Here is a 24,468-nt window from a genome sequence, read left to right as displayed (position 1 = left end):
AAGTTATGAATTTTCTTCAAAAGATAATAGAAATAAAAAAAAAAGAAATAAAAAGAGATATTAAAAAATATAGTATAAAAAGACTTGAAAAAAAATTCTTTTTTCAAAGAAAATGTCTTTCTTTAAAAAGAAAAATAAAAAATGATCATATTGGGATTATTTCAGAATTTAAAAGAAAATCTCCATCTAAAAATTTTCATAATGAAAATATTAGATTAGAAAATCTTTGTAAAGAATATAAAGAAGCAGGATCTATTGGAATTTCTATCCTTACTGATAAAAATTTTTTTTTAGGAAGTAGTAAAGATTTATCAAAACTAAGAAAGTATATTTCACTTCCTTTATTAAGAAAGGATTTTATAATTGATGAATATCAAATTATTCATTCAAAAGCTTTAGGCGCAGATGCAATATTATTAATTGCTAAAATTTTAAAAAAAAAACAAATTAAATTGTTAGCTACTTTAGCTAAAAGTTTAGGATTAGAAGTAATATTAGAATTACATTCTAAAACAGATATATCAAAAATTTCTGATGAAATAGATATTTTAGGAATAAATAATAGAGATTTATCTACTTTAAATGTAGATATCCATAATTCTAATAAATTTTATTCATTAATTCCTAAAAATTTTCCTATTATCTCTGAAAGTGGAATTTCTAATATAAATAATATATTTTTTTTAAAAAAATTAGGATTTAATGGGTTTTTAATAGGAGAAAAATTTTTGTCATCCTTTAATCCAGGTGATAGTTGTAAACAATTTATAAAAAATGTTAAAAAAATTAAAAATCTGTGGATTAAAATACAATAATAATATATCCGATATAATTGATTTATATCCTGATTTTCTAGGATTTATTTTTTATGACAAATCTCCTAGATTTGTAGGATCTAATTTTTTAGCTCCTAATACAATTGGTATTTCAAAAGTAGGTGTATTTGTAAATGAAAAAGAAGATAATTTATTAAAAATAAGTTTAAAAAATAATTTAGATTTTGTCCAATTACATGGTACAGAAAGTCCTGACTATTGTAGTAATATATCTAAATATGGAATAAAAATTATTAAATCTTTTGGAATAGATAATGATTTTTCTTTTGAAGAAATATCTAAATATAGAAATTATGTAAACTATTTTTTATTTGATTTTAAATCAACTTTATATGGAGGAAGTGGAAAAAAATTTTCTTGGGAAAAAATATATGATTATAACTTAAAAGTTCCTTTTTTTTTAAGTGGAGGTATAAATTCAAATGATTTTGATCAAATCAATAATTTAAAAATTCCCTTCCTTTTAGGAATAGATTTAAATAGTTGTTTTGAAATAAAACCTGGATTAAAAAATATTTTTTTGTTAAAAAAATTTCTTTCTAGAATAAAAGAAAAATATTTATCAGATAATAATGGTTTATATGGTTTTTTTGGAGGTGCATATATTCCTGAAATGCTATATAATAATATTAACAATTTAAAAAATGAATATAATAAAATTATAAAAAATAAATTTTTTAAAAAAAAAATAAAATTATTATTACATAATTATGTTGGCAGACCGTCTCCTTTGTTTTTTTGTAAAAATTTATCTAAGCTATATGGAGCTAAAATCTATTTAAAAAGAGAAGATTTAAATCATACTGGATCTCATAAAATAAATAATACAATAGGTCAAGCGTTATTAGCTAAAGAAATGGGGAAAAAAAATATTATTTCAGAAACTGGTGCAGGTCAACATGGTGTAGCTACGGCCACTATTTGTTCTTTATTAGGATTAAAATGTACTATTTTTATGGGAAAAGTAGATATAAAACGACAAATACAAAATGTATATAGGATGAAAATGTTAGGTGCTAACATAATAACTGTTAATAGTGGAAGCAAAACCTTAAAAGATTCAGTAAATGAAGCTATTAGATATTGGATAAATAATCCAGAATGTTATTATATGATAGGATCAGCAGTTGGACCAGATCCATATCCTAGAATGGTATCTTATTTTCAATCAATTATTAGTGAAGAAATAAAAGAACAATTAAAAGAATCCGAGAAACTACCTAATTATATAATTGCATGTTTAGGAGGGGGGAGTAATGCTGCAGGGATATTTTATCATTTTTTAGATTATGAATCTGTTAATCTAATAGGTGTAGAAGCTTCAGGATTAGGAGTAAATACTAATAAAACAGCAGCAACAATTAAAAAAGGCTCTTTAGGGGTATTACATGGTAGTCTTACTATTCTTATGCAGGATAAATATGGTCAAATATTAGAACCTTATTCTATATCTGCTGGATTAGATTATCCTGGAATTGGACCCATGCATGCGAATTTATTTTATAAAAAACGTGCGACTTTTATAAGTATTACCGATTTGGAGGCTATTGAAGCTGGAATTGAACTTGCTTCTTTAGAGGGAATAATTCCAGCACTAGAAAGTGCTCATGCTTTAGCATGTTTAAAAAAAATATCATTTAAAAAAAATGATTTGGTAATAATAAATCTTTCTGGGAGAGGTGATAAAGATATGGATACATATATAAAACATATTAAAAATCAAAAGAAATGAATAAAATTCAAAAAATTTTTTTGAAAAAAAATATATTAAATATATATATAACTGCTGGATATCCCGATTTAGAGAGTATGCCACTTATAATAAAAAAATTACAGAATCTAAATATAGATATAGTAGAAATTGGAATTCCATATTCTGATCCATTAGCAGATGGAAAAATAATCCAAGAAAGTAATACCTCATCTTTAAAACAAGGTATGAATATATCGGTTTTATTTTCCCAACTAAAAAATATAAAAATAAAAATTCCTATAATTTTAATGGGATATTATAATCAATTTATAAAATATGGCGAAAAAAAATTTTTAGAAAATTGTATAGAATCTGGGGTATCGGGATTAATTTTACCAGACTTACCTCCAAAAATTTACATAGAGAAATATAGAAAATTATTTAAAATATATAATATTGCATTTATATTTTTAATAACTCCTCAAACATCATTAAAACGGATTCTACTGTTAAGTAGGAATTCTGATTATTTTTTATATATAGTTTCATCTAATTCTACTACAGGTAGAAAAAATAATATAAATTTATCTTTTTTAGAGAGTATAAAAAACCTGAAACTCAAAGTTCCGAAACTTATTGGATTTGGAATCCGTGATAAAAAATCATTAAATATAGCATATAAATATGCAGAAGGTGCTATTATTGGAAGTGCTTTTATAAAAGCTCTTAAAAAAAGTTCTTTAGAAGAAAGTATAGAAAATTTTTTAAAAAAAATTATGTAAATTTATATTTAAAACTTTTTTTGTTAAATTTGTGACTTTAAAATGCTGATCTAAACGATCAGAGATTATCCAAATAATTTTGTTATCTCCATTAAGAAGAACCCAAATATTTTTTTTTTCCACAAGAGACATTTTTTTATCTTTAAAATATTTACTTAATTTTTTAATTCCTTTTAATCCAATTGGATTGAATTTATCCCCTTTTTCCCAATTTCTTATTTTTAATGGAAAAATTAATTTTTCATAATCTATATATGTATAGTAATTTTTTTTTTTTTTATCAGAAATTAAAAATGATATAAAAAAAGGATTTTTAATTGTATTTAAATTATGTAAATAATATATTTTTTTTAATAAAAAAAAACTTTTTTCTACTAAAAGAAAAGTAGTTCTGTCTTTTATCAGACAAAATTTTTTTGAAAAAATTTTTTTTCCTGATTTAGAATTTAAAATATTTTTTAAATTTTTTGGATTTTTAAATCCATATTTATAAAATATCTTAAAAAGATAGGTTGAAAGTGGATATAATCTTATTAATTTTTTTAAATCTATTTTAACTAAAAAAGGACATTTTTTTTTTTCAATTATAATATAATTATAAATATAATCCATATGATGGGATGAACAAATATATTCATCAGATAAATATTTTATCGATTTTTTAAATCCATTATAAAATTTATAATTTAAAATTGGTTTTAAAAAAAATCTAATTTTATTTCTTAAATATTTCAAATCATTATTACTAATATCTTCACGCCAGTGAATATTATTTTCTTTTGCATATGATCTAATTTCTTTTTTAGAAAACAAAAATAAAGGTCTAATAATATTTTTTTTAAAATTATTTATTCCTATTAATCCTTTAATCCCAGTTCCTCTAATAATATTAATAAAAAAAGTTTCTATTGAATCATCTAAATGATGCCCTAAAGCGATATAATCACAATATGAATTATTTAATAAAAATTTAAACCAATCATATCTCAATTTTCTAGCAATCATTTGTATTGAAAATTTTTTTTTAATGGTAGGAGTATTAAAATTTTTAGATTTAAAATTTAAATTATTTTTTAAACAAAATTCTTGTATAAAAAATTCATCTTTATCCGAATCATCTCCTCTTAGGTTAAAATTACAATGTATCACCCCAATTGGGTTATTACAACTTTTAAAAAGAAGATCTAACATCACCATACTATCTAATCCAGAACTAACTGCTACATAAATTTTTTTATTTTTTAAAATAAAATGTTTTTTTAAACAATTTAAAAATTTTTTTTTATAAAACATAAAACGATATTATTTCTTTAACGATATCTAAAATCGATTTTTTATCTATATCTATTGTATAATCAGCTTTTTTATAAAAACACAATCTTTTATTCAAAGAATCACCAATAAAATTATATAAATCATTATTAGATAATTTTGATATTAAAGGTCTATTTTCTTTTTCTTTTAAAAGACGGTAAAATAACGTATTAATTTCAGCCTTTAAATAAACAATTTTTGAATATTTTTTCATTAACAAAATGTTGTTCTGATAACAAGGAGTACCCCCTCCGACTGATAAAATATAAGATTTTTTTTTTTTTAAAAAATTATAGAATATATTATATTCTAATTTTCTGAATTTTTTTTCACCATATAGTTCAAATAGCTCAGAAATACTTTCTTTAGTATAATCTATAATTTTATTATCTAAATCGTAAAATTTCTGATTTAAATTAAAAGCTAATGTTTTGCCTATAGTTGTCTTTCCAGACCCCATATATCCTATTAGAATAATTTTCAAAATTTATTTGTTTTCATAAAAAAATGATAGTATATTTATCTATATAATGACTTGGTAGCTCAGTTGGTAGAGCATTACACTTTTAATGTAAGGGTCCTGGGTTCGATCCCCAGCCAGGTCACAAATAAAATAAAATAAAATAAAATAAAATAAAATAAAATAAAATAAGTAGCGAGCGGTCTGGACGGGACTCGAACCCGTGACCTCGTGCGTGACAGGCACGTATTCTAACCATCTGAACTACCAGACCCAATTAAGTAATAATTTTAGATATAAATCAATTCCAGATTCTATTTCTGATAAAAGAATATACTCATTAGGAGTATGAGAACGAGAACTATCCCCAACTCCTATTTTTACGGTAGGAAAATTCATTACACTTTGATCAGATAAAGTAGGGGACCCAAATATTTTTATATTAAGCCTTTTAGCTAGATTTACAATTTTATGATTAGGATCTATAGAAGAGGATTTAAGTCTATATGAACTTGATAATATCTTAGAATATATATTTTTTTTTATTCTATATAAAATTTCTTCCTGAGAATATATTTCATTAGTTCTAATATCAACAGTAAAATAACAAGTATCTGGTATAACATTTCTTTGGATCCCACATTGGATTTTTGTTACTGTTAATTTTATATTGCCCAATATATCTGATTTGTTTTCAAAAATATAATTTTTTAACCATCTTATGTCATTTATTGCAATATATAAAGCGTTTATTCCTTCATCTCTGGCGGCATGTCCAGTTTGTCCAATAGATAAACAATCTAAAACAATTAATCCTTTTTCAGCTATGGCCAGCTGCATTTTTGTAGGTTCTCCTATTATGCCTAAATTTATTTTTCCTAAATAACATAATATGCTTTCTACTCCTCTTGTTGCCCTAATTTCTTCTTCAGCACTTATAAGAAGTATAAGTTTATATTTAAATTTTGGTAAACTATTAATATAAATAAAAGTTGCAATCAATGAAACAACAGAACCTCCTGCATCATTACTTCCTAATCCAATAATTTTATTTCCATCTTCTTTAGCTAGAAATGGATCGGTCTTCCATCCATAAGATGGTTGAATAGTATCATGATGAGAATTTAATAATATTGTATATTTATCATTCTCATAATTATTATTTTCAATCCAAATATTATTATATTTTCTTTTTGGAAATAAATTATATTTTATAAAAAAAAATTCTATGATTTCTGCAGTTTTTTGTTCTTCTTTTGATATAGAAGGTGTATTAATAAGTTTTTTTAATAACTGAATACATTCTTTTTTTAATTTATGTAAATTTATCCCAGACATAGAATAGTTTTTTTGGTAGGATGATTTAAATAATTAGGATGAGATATTGTTACTTTGGAAACTCCATTTTTTAATGCATAAAAAGCATTTTCTAATTTAGGAATCATACCTTTATTTATAATCTTTTTATTTTTTAATTTTTGAAAGAAAGTTTCTTCTATCTTATAATAAGAAGAGTTCTCATCCTTTAAATTCTTTAAAACACCAAGTTTATTAAAACAATATGATAAAATTACTTTATAAGTTTTTGATAAAGAGATAGATAAATAAGAAGCAATAGTATCTGCATTTGTATTTAATAGATTTCCATTTCCATCATGAGTAATAGGAGATAAAACAGGAATGATTCCTATTCTAAACAGAGATTTAATTAAATCCGTATTAATACTATTAATAGTCAAATTACCAACATTCCCATAATCTATCTTTTTAATAGATCTTTTATATGATTTCACTAAATTTCCATCCGCTCCAGAAAATCCTATAGGATTTAATCCTAGACTTTGTAATTTTGAAACTATTTTTTTATTTATAAGACCAGAATATGTCATTACTACTATTTCTAATGTTGTTTTATCTGTAATCCGTCTTCCATTTATAATTTTAATATTATATCCCATTTTGTTAGAAACCAAATCTGCTATTTTGCCTCCTCCATGGACTATAATTTTATATCCATCTAATTTAGAAAAATTCTTTAAAGAAGAAATTAATAATTTTTTATTAAAAATAATATCTCCCCCTAGTTTAACAACATTAATCATATATTTTCTAAAATTTCTAAAAACACTATTTGTGTAGCAAAAATTCTATTTTCGGCTTGATTTAAAAAAATCGAGTTTTTATCATCTAATACAGAATCTTCTACTACTAAATTTCTTCTTACTGGTAAACAGTGCATAAATTTTGCTTGATTCGTTAATTGCATTTTTTCTTTTGTAATAGTCCAAGATAAATCCTTAAAAATTCTTTTTCCATAGTTCTCATAACTACTCCAATTTTTGGCATAGATAAAATCTGCATTTTTAAATGCTTCCTTTTGATTAGGTATCAATTTTATTCCAAAAGTCAAATCACTATTTAAATTATATCCATCTGGATTAGTAATATATAATTTTATATCTTTCATTTTTTTTACCCATTCTATAAAAGAATTTGGAACTGATTGAGGCAATGCTTTTATATGAGGTGCCCAACTTAAAACTATTTTTATAGTTTTTTTAGTTTTAAACTCTTCAATTGTTATTAAATCGGCTAATGATTGTAAAGGATGTAAAGTGGCACTTTCAAGATTAACTACTGGTACTTTGGAATATTTTATTATTTTTTTTAGTAAAATTTCTTTATAATCATATTCTTTCTCCAAAAGACCTGGAAAGGTTCTTACTGCTAAAAGATCACAATATAAACTCATTACACCTATAGCTTCTTTAAGATGTTCTTGGGTAGAATTCATAACTGAACCATCAGATGTCTCTATTTTCCAAGAATCGGAATTTATATTTAAAATCCAAGTTTTACAACCTAAATTAAAAGCAGCTTTTTGACTACTTATACGTGTTCTTAAACTCGGGTTAAAAAATACTAATCCAATAGTTTTATTTTTTTTGTAAAAAAAAGGATTTTTTTTTAATTTTATAGCTTTCAATATAAGGGTTTTAACATTTTTTACATCATTTACACTAATAAATTGTTTCATATCATATTTAAATTCTACCTCCAGGAGGAAATCTCCATCATATTCAATGATTTTATTTCACAAAACGATTTTATAAAAACTTTTGCTAAACATTTATTAGTTAATAAAGGAACATTAAAATCTATAGCTGCACGTCGAATTAAATAATCATTTTTTTTCTTTTTGTTTTTATAAGGAATATTAATGATAAGATCTATTTTTTTTGATTTTATCTTTTCAATTATATTAATCTCATCAATTTTTTCACAGTCAATTTTTTTTTCTAAAAAAAACTTCCAAGTCTTTTTATTACAATAAATTTTATAATTATTTATAATTAATAATTTTATATAATTTAACATTAATCTTCTCTCTTTCAGAGAATTTATATAAAAAAATATATTTTTTTTTGGAATATTATATCCAACAGATAACATAGATTTGATTATAGCTTCATTCAGATTATATCCTAAACATCCTACTTCTCCTGTAGAAACCATATCTACACCTACAATTGGGTCTGCACCTTCAAGCCGAGAAAATGAAAATTGTGAAGCTTTTACCCCTACATAATCAATTGTTAAAAAATTAGGAATTTTTTTATAACAAATTTTTTTCTTTAAAAGAACTTTCATTGCTAATTCTACAATATTAAAATTTGATACTTTTGAGATAAAAGGTAAACTTCTTGAAGCTCTTAAATTACATTCAATTACTTTAATTTTGTTTTTTTTATATAAAAATTGTATATTAAATGGACCTGATATTTTAAATCTTTTAGCTATTTTCTTTGAAATAATTTTTATTTTTTTTATAGTTTTTAATGAAAGATTTTGAGGAGGATATACTAATGTTGCATCTCCAGAATGAACACCTGCATATTCTATATGTTCTGAAATAGCAGAATATATAATCTTTCCATTGTTTGCAACAGCATCTAATTCAATTTCTTTTGCAGATTCTATAAATTTTGTTATTACAATAGGATATTTAGGAGATATAGTAATCGCTTTTTTTAAAAAAAAATCTAAATTTTTTTTATCAAAAACAATCTTCATAGCAGCTCCAGATAAAACATAAGAAGGTCTAATAATAATGGGAAAACCTACTAAATTTATAAAATTATAAACATCATAAATATTAGTTAATTCTTTCCATTTTGGTTGAAAAATCTTTAATTTATCTAAAGATTTAGAAAATTTAAATCTATCTTCTACTTCATCTATATTAATTGGAGAAGTACCTAATATATTTACTTTTTTTTTATAAAGATTTAATGATAAATTATTTGGAATTTGCCCACCCAGAGAAATAACAGTTCCATAAGGATTTTCTAATTCTATTATATCTAATATTCTTTCTAAACTAAGTTCTTCAAAATATAATCTATCGCATACATCAAAATCTGTACTTACTGTTTCTGGATTATAATTTATTATTACTGAACGATATCCTTTTTTTTTTATAAAAGATAATCCACTCACACAACACCAATCAAATTCAACACTACTCCCAATTCTATATACTCCTGATCCTAAAATTATAATTGATTTTTTTTTTTCAAAATACGAAACATCATGTTTCGATCCATTATATGTTAAATATAAATAATTAGTTTTTGATGGATATTCAGAGGCTAAGGTATCAATTTGCCTTGTAAAGGGAATTATCTTTTTTTTTTTTCTATATTTTCTTATATCATTTGATATTTTCGGTATTTCATTAATTGAAGAAGATATAAGTCCGGAAATTTGATTATCTGAAAATCCTTGTTTTTTAGATTGAAATAATAATTCATATGGAATATGATTTTTTTTATCAAAAAATTTTATTTTTTTTTTAGTTTTAAATAAATTTTCTAATTTAGAAATAAACCAAGGATTTATTTTGGTAAGTTTTGTAATATTATCTACTGATAATCCATTTTCAAATGCATCCTCAATAACTTCTATTCTAGAATATTTAGGATCTTTTAAAATTTTTATTACTGATTTTATCTTTTTTATTTTTTTTAATGGATTTATAAACCCATCTAATCCTAGATCTAACATTCTAAGTCCTTTTTGGAAGGCTTCTTCAAAAGACCCCCCTATAGACATTAACTCACCTACACTTTTCATACTACTTCCAATTTTAGTTGATACACCCTCAAATTTCTTTAAATCCCAACGGGGAATTTTACAAACAATATAATCTAAAGCTGGTTCAAAAAATGCAGATGTTAATTTAGTTACAGTATTTTTTAATTCATGTAATCCATATCCTAATGCTAATTTAGCTGCTATAAAAGCTAAAGGATATCCTGTTGCTTTAGAAGCTAACGCACTTGATCTTGATAAACGAGCATTTATCTCAATCACATTATATTTCTCTGAATTATTCGACAAAGCAAATTGAACATTACATTCACCTATTATATTAAAATATCTAGCTATTTTTATAGAAATAGATCGTAATTTATTATATTCTAGATTATTTAATGTTTGAGAGGGAGCTACTACAATGCTATCTCCAGTATGGATTCCTATAGGATCTATATTTTCCATATTACATACAGTAATACAATTATCATAACTATCTCTTACAACTTCATATTCAATTTCTTTCCACCCTTTCAGGGATTCTTCTATAAGAATTTGATAAGAATAAGATAATGCTACACTTGAAAGTTTTTTTAATTCATATACATTTTTAGCAAATCCACTGCCCAAGCCCCCAAGAGCATAAGCAGATCTAATTATCAAAGGAAAACCGATTTCCTTAGATGCATTTATAGCCTCATCTATAGAATTTACAGCTATACTTTTAGCAATGTTTATGCCTCTTTTAATTAACATCTGTCTAAAAATATCCCTATCTTCACTTTTAATAATATATGATATAGGAGTTCCTAAAACTTTTACATTGTTTTTTTTCATAACACCATTTTTAAATAATTCAATTCCACAATTTAAAGCTGTTTGACCACCAAATGAAATAAATATTCCTTGTGGTTTTTCTTTTTCTATTATTTTTTCTACAAAAAAAGGTGTAATAGGTAATGAATAAATTTTATCAGCTATTTTTTCTGATGTTTGAACTGTTGCTATATTAGGATTTACTAATATTGTAAATATCTTTTCTTCTTTCAGAGCTTTTAAAGCTTGTGTGCCAGAATAATCAAATTCTCCTGCTTCTCCTATTTTTAAGGCACCTGATCCTATTACTAATACTTTTTTTAGTTTCATTTATTAGTTTTCAATTTTATAAAATTCAAAAATACATCAAAAAGAAATTGAGTATCAATAGGTCCACTTGAGGCTTCGGGATGAAATTGAACGGAAAAAAAAAATTTTTCATAATTTATTAATCCCTCACAAGTATTATCATTTAAATTTTTAAAAAAAATTTTCCATCCATTTGGAATTTTTTTTGAATCTATTACATATCCATGATTCTGTGAAGTTATAAAACACCTATTAGTTCCTGATAAAATTACAGGTTGATTATTACTTCTATGACCATATTTAAGTTTATGAGTATCAAAACCTGCTGCCAGACCTAATAATTGATTTCCTAAACATATTCCAAATATGGGTTTATTAAATTTTAAAACTTTTCTAATATTAGTTATTGTAGTTTTATATTCCTTAGGATTTCCTGGACCATTAGAAATAAATAATCCATCATAATCTTCATTTAAAAAATCATAATTCCAAGGAACTCTTATTACAGTGCAATTTCTTTCTAAAAAACATCTAATAATATTATTTTTTACTCCACAATCTATAAGTAATATTTTATATTTTCCATTTCCATATATCTTTTTTTTATTTTTTTTTTTTATAGAAACTTTCTCTCCTAAATAATAATCTCCTAAATAATAATTATCTGTAATTTCATCTGATATGATTATTTTGCAGAACATAGTACCTTTCTTTCTAAGTTTTTTTGTTAGTGATCTTGTATCTATTCCAGATATACCTACTATCTGATTAATTTTTAAAAATTCTGATAATGTTTTTTCCATATTCCAGTGAAATTCATAATCTGAATAATAAGATGTAATTAATCCAGAAACATGTATTTTATCTGATTCATAAAATTTTTTTATATTATTTTTATATGAATTTATTGGAGGAATTCCATAATTTCCAATTAATGGATAAGTAAAAACTAATATTTGGCCTTTATAAGAAGGATCAGTTAAACTTTCATTATAACCAGTCATAGAGGTGTTAAAAACTATTTCTCCAGCTGATGATTTTTCATCCCCAAAACTATAAGCTTCATAAATACTCCCATCCTCCAAAATCAATTTGGCATTTTTATTTATCATTTTTTAAATAATACAATGCTTTTTTTAATTTTAAAATAAAGGTTTTTATATGTTTTTCTTCTATAGTCAGAGGAGGTAATAATCTTATTATTTTTTTCTTTAAAGAAGATCCTACAAAAATATTTTCATTTTTTATTAAAATATTTATTAATTTTTTTATTTGAAACTTAAACTTCAGTCCAAGCATAAGTCCTCTTCCTCTGATTTCTTTAATTTCATCAATTTCTTTTAAAGAATGAATCAATCTTTTGCCCATTTTTTTTGCATTATATATAAGACCTTCATTTTTTATAATGTTTAAAACAGAAATTCCTGAAGAACAAGCTAAATAATTTCCCCCAAATGTAGTTCCTAACATTCCATTAAATGGTTTAAATTTAGGATGAATAATTACTCCACCTATAGGAAATCCATTTCCCATGCCTTTAGCAATAGTAATTATATCTGGTTTAATTCCAGAATTTTGATGTGCAAAAAATAATCCGGTTCTACCATAACCACTTTGAATTTCATCTAATATAAGAATAGTATTATATTTTTTACATAAAAAATATAGGTTTTTAAAAAAATCTATTCCTGGATCAATTATTCCTCCTATCCCTTGTATTCCTTCTGAAATGACAGCACAAGTATCTTGTTTTTTTAATTCTTTTTCTAAACGAAATAGATCTTTATAAGTAAAAAATTTTACTTCATGTTGTAAATTTAAATTAGAAATAATTTTATAATTATCTGTAATGGCAATTGCCCCACTAGTCCTTCCATGAAAAGATTTTTTAAATGCTATTATTTTTTTTTTTTTATTCTTAAAAGACGCAATTTTAATTGCATTTTCATTTGCTTCTGCTCCTGAATTACATAAAAAAACTTTATAATCATTATATCCTGACATTTCTATAAGCATATTAGCTAATTTTTCCTGTTCAGGTATTTTAATAGAATTAGAATAAAAAGAAATTTTTTCTATTTGTTTTTTAAGATTCTTTACGAATTTCGGATGAGAATGACCAATTGAAATGACAGCATGTCCACCATAAAAATCCAAATATTTTTTATTCCTATTATCATAAAGATATATTCCTCTTCCTTTAATTATTTCTATATCTAGAATAGAATAAACCTTGAATAAATTCATTTTCTCTTTTTATACTCCCAAAGGAGTTAATTTTAACCCACAGGTTTCTTTCAAATTATACATAATATTCATATTTTGAACAGCTTGTCCTGATGCTCCTTTGATAAGATTATCAATAATACTAGTGATTATTACTTTTTTTTTAAAGTAATTCAAATTAATAATACATTTATTGGTATTTATAACTTGTTTTAAATGTATTTCTTTTTCAGAAATAAAAATAAAAGGATTTTTTTTATAAAAATTATAATATAATTTTTTTATTTCCTCAAATGAAAGTTCTATCCTAGTATATAATGTTGATATTATTCCTCTCGAAAAACAACCTCTATATGGTATAAAATAAATTTTTCCATTATATTTCTTTTGTAATTGATTTATAGTTTGTTTCACTTCCATTATATGGGAATGATTCAAAACCTTATATGTTGATATATTATTATTTCTCCAACTAAAATTTAATTTCTCATTATTCATTCTCCCAGCACCAGTCGATCCAGTTATAGCACTAATATGTATATTTTTTTTTAATAAATTGCTCTTTGCAAGAGGCAAAATTGCTAATTGTATAGCTGTTGCAAAACATCCTGGATTAGCAATATTCTTTGTTTTTTTTAAAATCTTTTTATTTAATTCAGGTAATCCATACTTAAATCTTCTTTTTTGAAATATAGAATTATTATTCATTCTAAAATCATTACTTAAATCAATTACATTTATTTTATCACAAATATTTTTTAAAATTTTTTTCGATTGCCCATGACCTATACAAAGAAATAATAAGTCAATATCATCAGTTATTTTCCTACTAAATCGTTTAGTCATTTCACCTATAAGATTTTGATGTATCTCTTCTATTGGAATTCCTGGATAAGTAGTACTTACTATATTTTTTATTTCAACTTTTGGATGATTATTAAGTATTTTAATTAATTCATTTGAAGTATATCCAGCCCCACCAATAATCCCTATCTTAATCATAATATTCTTTTTTTATATTATGATAAATTTTCATTTGATTTCCAAAAATTTTAATAAATCCTTTTACCTCATCACTTGTCCAGTCATTATTCATTTCACCATATTTAGCAATTTTAGATTTCATCATATCAAATTCTGATTCAATTCCTATTAATTCCAATCTATATGGATTTAATAAAATTTTTACTTTTCCACTTACTCTTTTTTGAGAATTTTTAAAAAAACACTCTATATCACGCATAATAGGATCTAAATATTGTGCTTCATGTAATAAATTTCCATACCAATTTGACAACTGATCTTTCCAATAAATTTGCCATTTAGTTAAAATATGTTTTTCTAAAAGTTGATGTGCTTTTATTATTAATAAAGCGGCTGACGCTTCAAATCCTACTCTTCCTTTTATTCCAAGAATAGTATCTCCTACATGACAATCTCTTCCTATAGCAAATTTAGACGATATTTTTTCAATTTTCAGAATATTGTTTAATTTTAAATCTTTAATTTTATTAATAGATATTAATTCTCCTTTTTTAAATTCTAATTCTAAAAATTTTTTCTTCTTTTCAGATAATTTTGAAGGATAAGCTTCTTCAGGTAATGATGTTGATGAGTTTAATGTTTCTTCACCTCCTATACTAGTGCCCCAAATTCCTTTATTAATAGAATATTTAGCTTTTTTCCAAGAAATTGTGAGCCCTTTCCTTTCTAAAAAATCGACTTCCTCTTTTCTAGATAATTTTTTCTCTCTTATTGGAGTTATTATAACTGTCTCAGGACATAAAATTTTAAAGGCTAAATCAAATCTAACTTGATCATTTCCTGCTCCTGTACTTCCATGAGAAATAGCTTTTACATTTAATTTTTTCGAAAATTCGGCAATTAAAATTGCTTGAAAAAATCTTTCTGAACTAACAGATAAAGGATATGTATTATTTTTCAGTATATTTCCATATATTAAATATTTTATACATTTATAATAATAATATTCCTTAGCATTAATAGAATAATGATAAATAGCTCCTATCTTTAAAGCTCTTTTTTCAATCAATTCAAGCTCTTTATTCTTAAATCCTCCAGTATTTATTATAATAGTTATTACTTTATATCCTTTATTAGTTAAATATTTTAAACAATATGAAGTATCTAATCCACCACTATATGCTAATAATATTTTTTCTCCTTTGTCTAAATATAAATCTTTTTTTTTATATTTTGGATCATATAATAATCCTGTACAGAAACACATTTTTTTTTTCTTTCTAAGAAGAATCTCATAATTTGTACAACTTTTACATCCTTTCCAAAATGTTTCAGATTTAGTTAACTCACTAAATAATACCGGCTTAAACCCTAAATCGGTATTAATCTTTATTACTGCAGGACTAGTAGTAATACTAAAGATTTTTGAATTAGGAAATTTCTTTTTTGATAATTTAAATATTTTTAATTTCATCATTTTAGCTAATCCGTGGAACCTGTATTTAGGAAATACAATTAGTCCAGAATTAGATAAGAACTTTTTCTTTTCAAATACTTCAAAGTAACTAAATCCTGCTAAATTTCCATTAAAAAAAGCGATAACAGAAAATCCATCCACCATTTTTTTTTTAATATATTCAGGATCTCTTCTTGATATACCAGTACCTCTAACTTTTGCAGAATATTCTATCTGTTTACAGATAATATCAGCATATTTTTTATCATCATAATTAGCTCTTCTAACGGTTAGGTTCATTCAAGAGAAAGAGAAAGAGAAAGAGAAAGAGAAAGAGAAAGAGAAAGAGAAAGAGAAAGAGAAAGAGAAAGAGAAAGAGATCAAAAGAAATAAATTAGAAAGTCACTTTATAGTTAAGTTTATATCCATCCCTAAGGGATTCTAAAAAATTCTTATTTATATTTATCAAATATTTATTTGAATAATATTTTATATTTAAATTATTTTTTTTATCATAAACTGTAATCTGTAATTTTTTACTGCCTAAATTCTTAGAAATTAATTTTTTCAAATTCTTTACAAAAGAATCATTTAATTGATTAATGTCAATAAAAATCTCTATTTTTTTAGATAGTAAAGTTAATACTTTTTTTAGGGTTAAAATTTTAAGAATTTTAATATATTTTATTTTCTTTTTCTTTTTAAATTGTTTAATTTCTAATTTCATATAAATTCTATTATTCTCATAAATAATATTTTTATATTTTTCATAATTTTCTCTAAAAAGTTTAAATTCTTTTTTAGATTTATAATCTTCTAAAATAAAAATTATATAATTTTTATTATTTTTTAATAAATTTAATGATTTCGAGATTATTCCACAAATATTAATTTTTTTTCCAATAAATTTTTCTTTATTAAAATTTAAATCTTCTATTGTGGCATTAGTCAAATGTTTTATTTCATATTTATATTCATTCAATGGATGATAAGTAAGATACATTCCTATTACTTCTTTTTCTTTCTTTAATTTTTCAAATAAATTCCAATTTTTACAACTTTTAAAGTTTGGTTTTAAAATTTCTATATCTTTAATATTCTTAAAAAGTGAGTTTTTAATATTCTCTTTTATTTTTTTGTATTTTACCCCAAATTTTATAATTTTTTCAATCATATTTGATCCATTTTCTTCATAAAAATATTGTGATCTCTGAATCTTAAAATTCTCAAAAGCTCCTGAAACCACTAAATTTTCTAAAACTTTTTTATTCACTAAACGTAAATCCACCTTTTTAATTAATCCCAATATAGAATTATATTTTTTTTTTCTTTCTTTCAGAATAGATTTCACAGAATATTCTCCTATTCCTTTAATAGCTCCAATCCCAAATCGAATAAATCCCAGTTTATTAACTGTAAATTTATAATCACTTTCATTTATATCAGGTCCAAGTACTATTACTCCAATTCGGTTACATTCTTCAATAAAAAACGAAATATCTTTTATATTTTTCATATTATTGCTTAATACTGATGCCATATATTCAGCTGGATAATGTGTTTTTAGATAAGCTGTTTGAAAAGCTATATATGAATAACATGTCGAATGAGATTTATTAAAAGCATATGAGGCAAAAGATTTCCAATCTTTCCATATTTTTTCTAAAATTTTGCTTGAAAAACCATTTTTCTTTCCACCATCTATAAATTGTTTTTTCATATTCGATAATAGATTTTTTTCTTTTTTACCTATAGCTTTTCTTAACAAATCTGCATCTCCTTTACTAAATCCAGATATTTTTTGTGATATCAACATCACTTGTTCTTGATAAACTGTTATTCCATAAGTTTCTTTTAAAAATTCCTTAAGCTCAGGAAGATCATAAGATATTTTTTCCTGTCCATGTTTCCGTGCTATAAAATTAGGAATATACTGCATTGGGCCAGGACGATATAAAGCATTCATAGCTATTAAATCATAAAATTTATCTGGTTTTAATTGTTTCAGATATTTTTGCATTCCATGAGATTCATATTGAAAAACCGCCACTGTTTCTCCATTTTTAAATAATTCATAAGTTTTTTCATCATCAAGAGGGATATTCTCTAGTTTTATATTTTTCTTTCTATTTTTAATTAGAAATAATGTTTCTTTAATTATAGTCAACGTTTTTAACCCTAACAAATCCATTTTTAATAAACCCATTTTTTCTACAACCTCATTATCAAATTGAGTTAATAACAAATTAGAATCTTTAGTTTTAGCAACAGGTATATATTTTTTAATATCTGAAGGGGTAATTATAATTCCACATGCATGAATTCCAGTGTTCCTAACAGAACCTTCAATTCCCATCGCTTGTTTCAGCGTTTTAGCTTGTAAAGTATTTTTTTCTTTAAAAATTTTTTTTAATGTTATTACATTTTTTAATTCTTCAAATTTTAAAATTTTTTTTAAATCTTTTATATCTTTTGTAATTATCTCTTTTAGAGAGAAATTAGTAGGGACCATTTTTGCCATTTTGTCTGTTTCTTCTAAAGAAAGATTCAAAACACGAGCCGTATCTCTTATTGAAGATTTTGCTCCCATTTTTCCATATGTTATTATTTGAGCCACGTTATCTTTTCCATATTTATTAACTACCCATTGAATTATTTTTTCACGACCTTTATCATCAAAATCAATATCAATATCAGGTAGAGAAACACGATCAGGATTTAAAAATCTCTCAAAAAGAAGATTATATTTGATTGGATCTATCTTAGTTATACCTATACAATAAGCCACAACAGATCCAGCCACAGAACCTCTTCCAGGCCCTACTTCAACACCTATCTTTTTTGCTTGCAAAATCAAATCTTGTACTATAAGAAAATATCCAGGATATCCTATTTTTTTTATAGTTTCAAGTTCAAATTCAATTTTTTTTTTTATTTGCTCATTTAAATGAGAAAAATCATTTAAATGAGAAAAATCATTTAAATGAGAATGAGAAAAATCATTTAAATGAGAATGAGAAAAATCATTTAAATGAGAATGAGAAAAATCATTTAAATGAGAATGAGAAAATTTTTTTTTAGCACCTTTATAGGTTAAATATTTTAAATATTCATTTTCATAATGAATATCATTCGATTTACAATCTTTTTTTCTCCATTTCTTAGGAATTTCAAATTTTGGTAATAAAATTGGATTTGAAATATCATAAACTTCTACTTTTTCTATTAATTCTTTTAAATTCTCAAATGCTTCCGGGATATCTGAAAAAATATTATACATTTGTAATTTCTTTTTAAAATAAAATTCTTGATTGGGAAATCCAAAACGAAATCCTTTTCCTTTACCTATAGGTATAGATTGCTTTTGACAATTTTTTACACATAATAAAATATCATGTGCATTAGCATCTTTTTTATCAAGATAAAAATTATTATTTTGTGCAATAAATTTTACCTTATATTTTTTTGCAAATTTTATAAGAATTTTATTTACATGATCTTCTTCTTCTAAACCATGCCTTAATATTTCAATATAAAAATCGTCTTTAAATAAATTATGCCACCATTTAAATACTTTTTCTGCCTCTTTTTCTCCTTTCTTTAATAAAGTCAATGGAATTTCAGAATTTAAATCTCCACTAATTGCTATTAAATTTTCCTTATATTTTTCCACTAAATTTTTTCCAATTCTAGGAATTCCTGAATAATATCCATCTATAAATCCCTGAGAACATAATTTTGATAAATTATCATAACCATTTTTATTTTTTGCAACCAAAACTTGGTGATAAATTTTATCAGGGTTTTTTTTAGTAAATTTTTTTATTAAATAATTATCTGATATAAATAATTCACATCCTATAATTGGTTTTATTTTTTTTTTTTCACTCTCATTAATAGTTTTAATCTTATTCATCAAATTAAAAACTCCCATCATATTTCCATAATCCGTTATTCCTACTGCATCCATCTCATATTCTATAGTTTTTTTAATTAAAGAATTTATATCAATTGTTGAAGACAAAATTGAAAAATAAGTATGATTATGAATATGTGAAAAATATTTCTTTTTCAATAATTTTTTTTCAAAATTTAATTTTTTAAAATTCAAATTTTTAATTTTAGATAAATTAATTTTCTTAATATTAATTTTTAATAATTTTTTATTAACATTCTTCAGTGATATTATTCCAATACGTAATAATTCAAAAAAACATTTGGAAGTTGCTAATACATCTGATTTCGAATCATGAGCAATAAATGTATCATTAAATAATTTTTTATAAAGTTCTGTTAATGTAGGCCATTTCAATTTTCCTTTTCCTCTTTTTATAGCACAAAAATTAATAGATTTTTCTTTAGTATCAATAATTTTTTTTTTATATAAATCATGTATTTTATTTAATCTAATAAATTCAGCACATAATACTTTTAGATCAAAATAAATATTATGACCAATTAAAAATTTATAATTTTTTATTCTTATCTTAAATTTTTCTAATACAAAATTTATTTTATATCCTTTTTCCAGGGCTTCTTCTGTACTTATCCCATGTATTTTAGTTGAGTTAAAAGGAATCTCAAAACCTTCTGGTTTAATTATGTAATCTTTCAGTTCTATTAATTTTAAGTTTTCATCATATAAGCACCATGATAGTCTTACTAAACGTGGCCAATTAATTATTGGTGCATTATAATTTTTAGGTAATCCTGTCGTTTCTGTATCGAATATTATATACATAATATTTTATTTAATTATTCTATACATTTCCAAGTGGGGAAGTGGGTGATACTGGATTCGAACCAGTGACCCTCTGCTTGTAAGGCAGATACTCTTAACCAACTGAGCTAATCACCCTTTTTTCACATTTTATTATTTATTTTCCAATACAAAATTTCGAAAAAATATTTGATAGGATATCTTCATTAGTCACTTCACCAATTATTTGGCCTAAACACTCTAAAGCTGTCTGTAAAGATATATATAAAAATTCTGGGGAAATTGATTTTTCTAAATCTTCTTTCACTTTATAAAGATAAAAAATAGCTTTTTTCAAATTTTCATAATGTCTTGTTTGAGTAATTATTATAGAATTTTCTTTTAAAGAAGTAATTTTTTTAGAAAAAAAAGTAATTTCATCTAATAAATTCTTTATCCCATATCCATATTTAGCTGATATATGAAATATATCTTTATCTTGATAATTTCTTAAATTTATTTTTTTTTTAATTAAATCATATTTATTTATTAAAATAAATATTTTTTTTTTCGGGTATTTTTCTTGTAAAGATTTTAAATTTTTCATTAGAATTTCTTCATTCAAACAATCAAAGACATATAAAATTAAATCAGATTTTTTTATATTTTTATATGTTTTTTTTATTCCTAATTTTTCTATATAATCTTTTGTTTTATTATTTATTCCGGCTGTATCTATAAAACGAAATTTTATCCCATTTATAATCAAATTTTCTTCTATATAATTTCTAGTGGTCCCTGCAATATTAGATACTATTGATCTTTCATCTTTCAATATTTTATTAAATAAAGTTGATTTGCCAACATTAGTACATCCTATTATAGATACTAATATTCCATTTTTTAATGCATTTCCTATTTTAAATGATTTTATTAGATCATTAATTTTTTTTATTATATTATCTAAAATTTTTTGGAATTCTCTCTTATTTAATACAAATAAATTTTCTTCAGAAAAATCTAGTTCAAGTTCTATTAATGATAACAAATCGATTATTTTTTTTCTTAAGTTTTTTATTATATTCGAAATATTGCCCCGCATTTGATTAATAGCCAATTCATGAGAAAAAAGTGTTTCTGAATTTACAAGATCTAGTATTGATTCAGCTTGACAAAGATCTATTTTTCCATTAATAAAAGCACGGAAAGTAAATTCTCCAGGATTTGCTAATCTTGCTCCTTGGTCAATAATTATTGACAAAATTTTATTTTGTATATACATAGAACCATGACAAGAAATTTCTACTACATCTTCTCCAGTATATGATTTTGGTTTTTTAAAAACCAAAATTAATACCTTATCAATAATTTTTTTTTTAATTTTAATAAATCCTAAATTTATAGAATTTTCAGATAATTTTTTTTTTAAGGAAATAGAAACAAATATATTATTTATAATTTTTATAGAATTCTTTCCTGACATTCGTATAACAGCAATTGCTCCATAGCCACTAGGAGTAGCTATAGCTACTATAGTATCCTTCTCTTTTAACATTTAATTAATTCTTTTTTTTTAAAATAAATAAAATATCTTCTGATATTTGGAATTCTTCATTCGTTTTAATAACAAGAATTTTCACTTTATTCTTTTTTTTTTGAATTTCAATGACATTTTTCTTTTCATTAATAAAATTAAAATTATTTTTTTTCTTATCTAATTTTATTCCAAAAAAATCTAAATCTTTACAAATCAGTTTCCGCATTAAAATATCATTTTCTCCTATTCCTCCAGTAAATATTAATGCATCTACCCCATTCATTACAGATATAGATATTCCTATATATTTTTTTACTCTATAAGCATACATTTCATATGCTAATATTGCTTTTTTATCTCCTTTTTCATATTTTTTTTTTATATCTCTCATATCACTATAACCTGATAATGCCAACATTCCACTTTTTTTATTTAAAATTTCAATTAATTCATCTATTTTAAACCCTTTTTTTAAAGCATGAAAAATAATATTACTATCTATATCCCCAGATCTAGTCCCCATTATTAATCCACTATTTGGAGAAAATCCCATAGACGTTTCTACAGATTTTCCAGAATTTATAGCTGTTACACTTGATCCATTTCCTAGATGGATAGTAATTAATTTCACTTTCTTATTTTTTAAATACTGTATAGCTGTTTTGGAAACAAATTTATGACTAATTCCATGAAAGCCATAGGATCTAATATAATGTTTTAAATAAAATTCATCTGGAATTGCATATAAATAAGATTTTTTAGGAATTGTAGAATGGAATTCAGTATCAAATACTGCTACTTGAATTGAAGTTTTAAAAATTTTTTCAGAAATCTTTATTCCCATATAATTAATATAATTATGTATAGGAGCTATCTTAAAAAGTTTTTTTATTTTTTTTTTTACATTATCTGAAATTATTGTAGGTTTCCTAAAAAAATAACCTCCATGAACTATTCTATGACCTATAGCATATATTTCCTCTGGAATCACCTTTTCATCACATAATAAATTTTTCATTTTTTTTATCCCTAAAAAATGATTCTCTATTTTTTTATTTAAAATACTTTTTTTTAAAATTTGTTTTTTCAAAACAATCTGTTTTATTCTACTTCCAGACATTCCAATTCTTTCTATTAATCCTTTTATCAAAAATTTCTTATTTTCTAATAATTGATATTTAATTGAAGAACTTCCTAAATTTAATATTAATAATTTCATTTTTTCTGAGCTTGTATACAAGTAATAATAATAGTATTATATATATCTTTTACAGTAGATCCTCTGCTTAAATCATTAATAGGTTTTTTTAATCCTTGCAATATTGGTCCAATCGAAATCGATTTAGTTTCATGTTTTACTGCTTTGTAAGTATTATTACCTGAATTCAGATCAGGAAAAATAAATATATTAGCTTTACCTTCTAATTTGGAATTAGGTAATTTGTTTTTACAAATTTTTTTCTCTACTGCAGCATCATATTGAATCGGACCATCTATTCTAAGACTAGGATTAATGTATTTCACAATCTCTGTCGCTTTTCTAACTTTCTCTACTTCTTTTCCCAATCCAGAATTGCCAGATGAATATGATAACATTGCAATTTTAGGTTTTATTCCAAATAATTTAGCAGTTTCTGCTGAACATATTGCTATCTCAGCTAATTGTTCTGATGTCGGTGTAGAAATAATAGCACAATCTGAATATATTATTACACGTTTTTGTAATAACATAAAAAACATAGATGATACAGTTTTTATACCTATTTTAGGTTTTATTATCTGTAAAGCTGGCCTAACTGTCTTAGCAGTAGTATTCACTGCTCCTGAAACCATTCCATCAGTTATTCCTTTATAAACCATCATAGTTCCAAAATATGAAAAATCTGAAATAAGAACTTTTGCTTCTTCAAATTTAATCCCTTTCTCTTTTCTTAATTCATAAAAAGTTTCAGCAAATTCATTTAAATATATAGAATTTTTAGGATTTATAATTTTTATTTGTTTTTCATCCCAAAATAAATTTAAATTTTTAATTTTCTTTTTAATTTTTTTTTTATCACCTAATAAAGTTAACTTTCCAAGTTTATTATATATAAAAATTGATGCAGCTATAATAATACGTTCTTCCTCTCCTTCAGGTAAAACTATATGTTTTTGTGCATTTTTACTTATAAAAAAAATTTTTTTTTTAAACTTTTGTGGAGTAATATACATTTTTTAATTTATACATTTTTTAATATTTGTTCTACATTTTCTTCT

At 23.4% G+C, this 24,468-nt stretch carries 17 protein-coding genes and 3 tRNA genes; 4 read left to right on the top strand and 16 right to left on the bottom strand.

Features of this window, described 5'->3' with window-relative positions:
- The first annotated feature begins 5 nt into the window (after positions 1–5).
- The 3 genes from trpC to trpA are packed head-to-tail and all read left to right on the top strand — an operon-like array spanning position 6 to position 3,311.
- Positions 6–815: an indole-3-glycerol phosphate synthase TrpC gene (gene trpC, locus DDE61_RS00685; protein WP_110467268.1), complete on the top strand. Its 810-nt coding sequence runs from the start codon at positions 6–8 to the stop codon at positions 813–815.
- Entirely contained in the window at positions 775–2,568 is a 1,794-nt protein-coding gene (locus tag DDE61_RS00680) for a bifunctional phosphoribosylanthranilate isomerase/tryptophan synthase subunit beta (RefSeq protein ID WP_110476777.1), read from the top strand. The genes trpC and DDE61_RS00680 overlap by 41 nt, the downstream gene beginning before the upstream one ends.
- The gene (gene trpA / locus DDE61_RS00675) at positions 2,565–3,311 is read left to right on the top strand and encodes a tryptophan synthase subunit alpha (protein WP_110476776.1); all 747 of its coding nucleotides are present in this window, start codon (positions 2,565–2,567) and stop codon (positions 3,309–3,311) included. The genes DDE61_RS00680 and trpA overlap by 4 nt, the downstream gene beginning before the upstream one ends.
- On the opposite strand, the gene tilS is transcribed toward trpA, so the two are convergent.
- Both tilS and DDE61_RS00665 read right to left on the bottom strand, forming a co-directional pair.
- The gene (gene tilS / locus DDE61_RS00670) at positions 3,294–4,604 is read right to left on the bottom strand and encodes a tRNA lysidine(34) synthetase TilS (RefSeq protein WP_110476775.1); all 1,311 of its coding nucleotides are present in this window, start codon (positions 4,602–4,604) and stop codon (positions 3,294–3,296) included. The genes trpA and tilS overlap by 18 nt on opposite strands.
- Entirely contained in the window at positions 4,594–5,085 is a 492-nt protein-coding gene (locus tag DDE61_RS00665) for a shikimate kinase (RefSeq protein ID WP_239493662.1), read from the bottom strand. Before DDE61_RS00665 ends, tilS begins: the two co-directional genes overlap by 11 nt.
- Positions 5,086–5,157: 72 nt before the next feature.
- Between DDE61_RS00665 and DDE61_RS00660 the strand changes: the two genes are divergently transcribed.
- A tRNA-Lys gene (locus tag DDE61_RS00660) sits at positions 5,158–5,230 on the top strand.
- A 55-nt stretch (positions 5,231–5,285) separates the two neighbouring features.
- On the opposite strand, the gene DDE61_RS00655 is transcribed toward DDE61_RS00660, so the two are convergent.
- From DDE61_RS00655 to pta, 14 genes are all read right to left on the bottom strand, one after another.
- Positions 5,286–5,359 (bottom strand) — tRNA-Asp (locus DDE61_RS00655).
- Entirely contained in the window at positions 5,350–6,423 is a 1,074-nt protein-coding gene (locus tag DDE61_RS00650) for a M20 family metallo-hydrolase (protein ID WP_110476773.1), read from the bottom strand. The genes DDE61_RS00655 and DDE61_RS00650 overlap by 10 nt, the downstream gene beginning before the upstream one ends.
- A complete protein-coding gene (gene argB, locus DDE61_RS00645) occupies positions 6,411–7,187 on the bottom strand; it encodes an acetylglutamate kinase (RefSeq protein WP_110476772.1) in 777 nt (258 codons plus the stop codon). Before argB ends, DDE61_RS00650 begins: the two co-directional genes overlap by 13 nt.
- On the bottom strand, positions 7,184–8,122 hold the full coding sequence (locus tag DDE61_RS00640; protein WP_110476771.1) for a Rossmann-fold NAD(P)-binding domain-containing protein: 939 nt from the start codon (positions 8,120–8,122) through the stop codon (positions 7,184–7,186). Before DDE61_RS00640 ends, argB begins: the two co-directional genes overlap by 4 nt.
- A 14-nt stretch (positions 8,123–8,136) precedes the next feature.
- Positions 8,137–11,328, bottom strand: a complete 3,192-nt coding sequence (gene carB / locus DDE61_RS00635) for a carbamoyl-phosphate synthase (glutamine-hydrolyzing) large subunit (RefSeq protein ID WP_110476770.1) — start codon at positions 11,326–11,328, stop codon at positions 8,137–8,139.
- The gene (carA, locus tag DDE61_RS00630) at positions 11,325–12,419 is read right to left on the bottom strand and encodes a glutamine-hydrolyzing carbamoyl-phosphate synthase small subunit (protein WP_110476769.1); all 1,095 of its coding nucleotides are present in this window, start codon (positions 12,417–12,419) and stop codon (positions 11,325–11,327) included. Before carA ends, carB begins: the two co-directional genes overlap by 4 nt.
- Positions 12,409–13,554 (bottom strand): aspartate aminotransferase family protein, encoded by a 1,146-nt coding sequence (locus DDE61_RS00625; RefSeq protein WP_110476768.1) that lies wholly within the window; start codon positions 13,552–13,554, stop codon positions 12,409–12,411. Before DDE61_RS00625 ends, carA begins: the two co-directional genes overlap by 11 nt.
- 9 nt (positions 13,555–13,563) lie before the next feature.
- Positions 13,564–14,535 (bottom strand): N-acetyl-gamma-glutamyl-phosphate reductase, encoded by a 972-nt coding sequence (gene argC, locus DDE61_RS00620; protein ID WP_110476767.1) that lies wholly within the window; start codon positions 14,533–14,535, stop codon positions 13,564–13,566.
- The gene (locus tag DDE61_RS00615; protein WP_110476766.1) at positions 14,528–16,273 is read right to left on the bottom strand and encodes an argininosuccinate synthase; all 1,746 of its coding nucleotides are present in this window, start codon (positions 16,271–16,273) and stop codon (positions 14,528–14,530) included. Before DDE61_RS00615 ends, argC begins: the two co-directional genes overlap by 8 nt.
- 94 nt (positions 16,274–16,367) lie before the next feature.
- Positions 16,368–20,714 (bottom strand): DNA polymerase III subunit alpha, encoded by a 4,347-nt coding sequence (dnaE, locus tag DDE61_RS00610; RefSeq protein WP_110476765.1) that lies wholly within the window; start codon positions 20,712–20,714, stop codon positions 16,368–16,370.
- Between the two features lie 42 nt (positions 20,715–20,756).
- Positions 20,757–20,831 (bottom strand) — tRNA-Val (locus tag DDE61_RS00605).
- A 19-nt stretch (positions 20,832–20,850) separates the two neighbouring features.
- Positions 20,851–22,227 carry a tRNA uridine-5-carboxymethylaminomethyl(34) synthesis GTPase MnmE gene (mnmE, locus tag DDE61_RS00600; protein ID WP_110476764.1) on the bottom strand — a complete coding sequence of 459 codons (1,377 nt, stop codon included), beginning with the start codon at positions 22,225–22,227 and terminating at the stop codon, positions 20,851–20,853.
- 4 nt (positions 22,228–22,231) lie between these two features.
- On the bottom strand, positions 22,232–23,428 hold the full coding sequence (locus tag DDE61_RS00595; protein WP_110476860.1) for an acetate/propionate family kinase: 1,197 nt from the start codon (positions 23,426–23,428) through the stop codon (positions 22,232–22,234).
- Entirely contained in the window at positions 23,425–24,423 is a 999-nt protein-coding gene (gene pta / locus DDE61_RS00590; RefSeq protein WP_110476763.1) for a phosphate acetyltransferase, read from the bottom strand. Before pta ends, DDE61_RS00595 begins: the two co-directional genes overlap by 4 nt.
- Positions 24,424–24,468 lie beyond the last annotated feature (45 nt).

The organism is Candidatus Karelsulcia muelleri (assembly GCF_003214255.1).
GTDB lineage: Bacteria > Bacteroidota > Bacteroidia > Flavobacteriales > Blattabacteriaceae > Karelsulcia > Karelsulcia muelleri_B.
The sequence above is the reverse complement of the archived record's forward strand: the minus strand, read 5'-3'. Positions and strand labels throughout refer to the sequence as shown.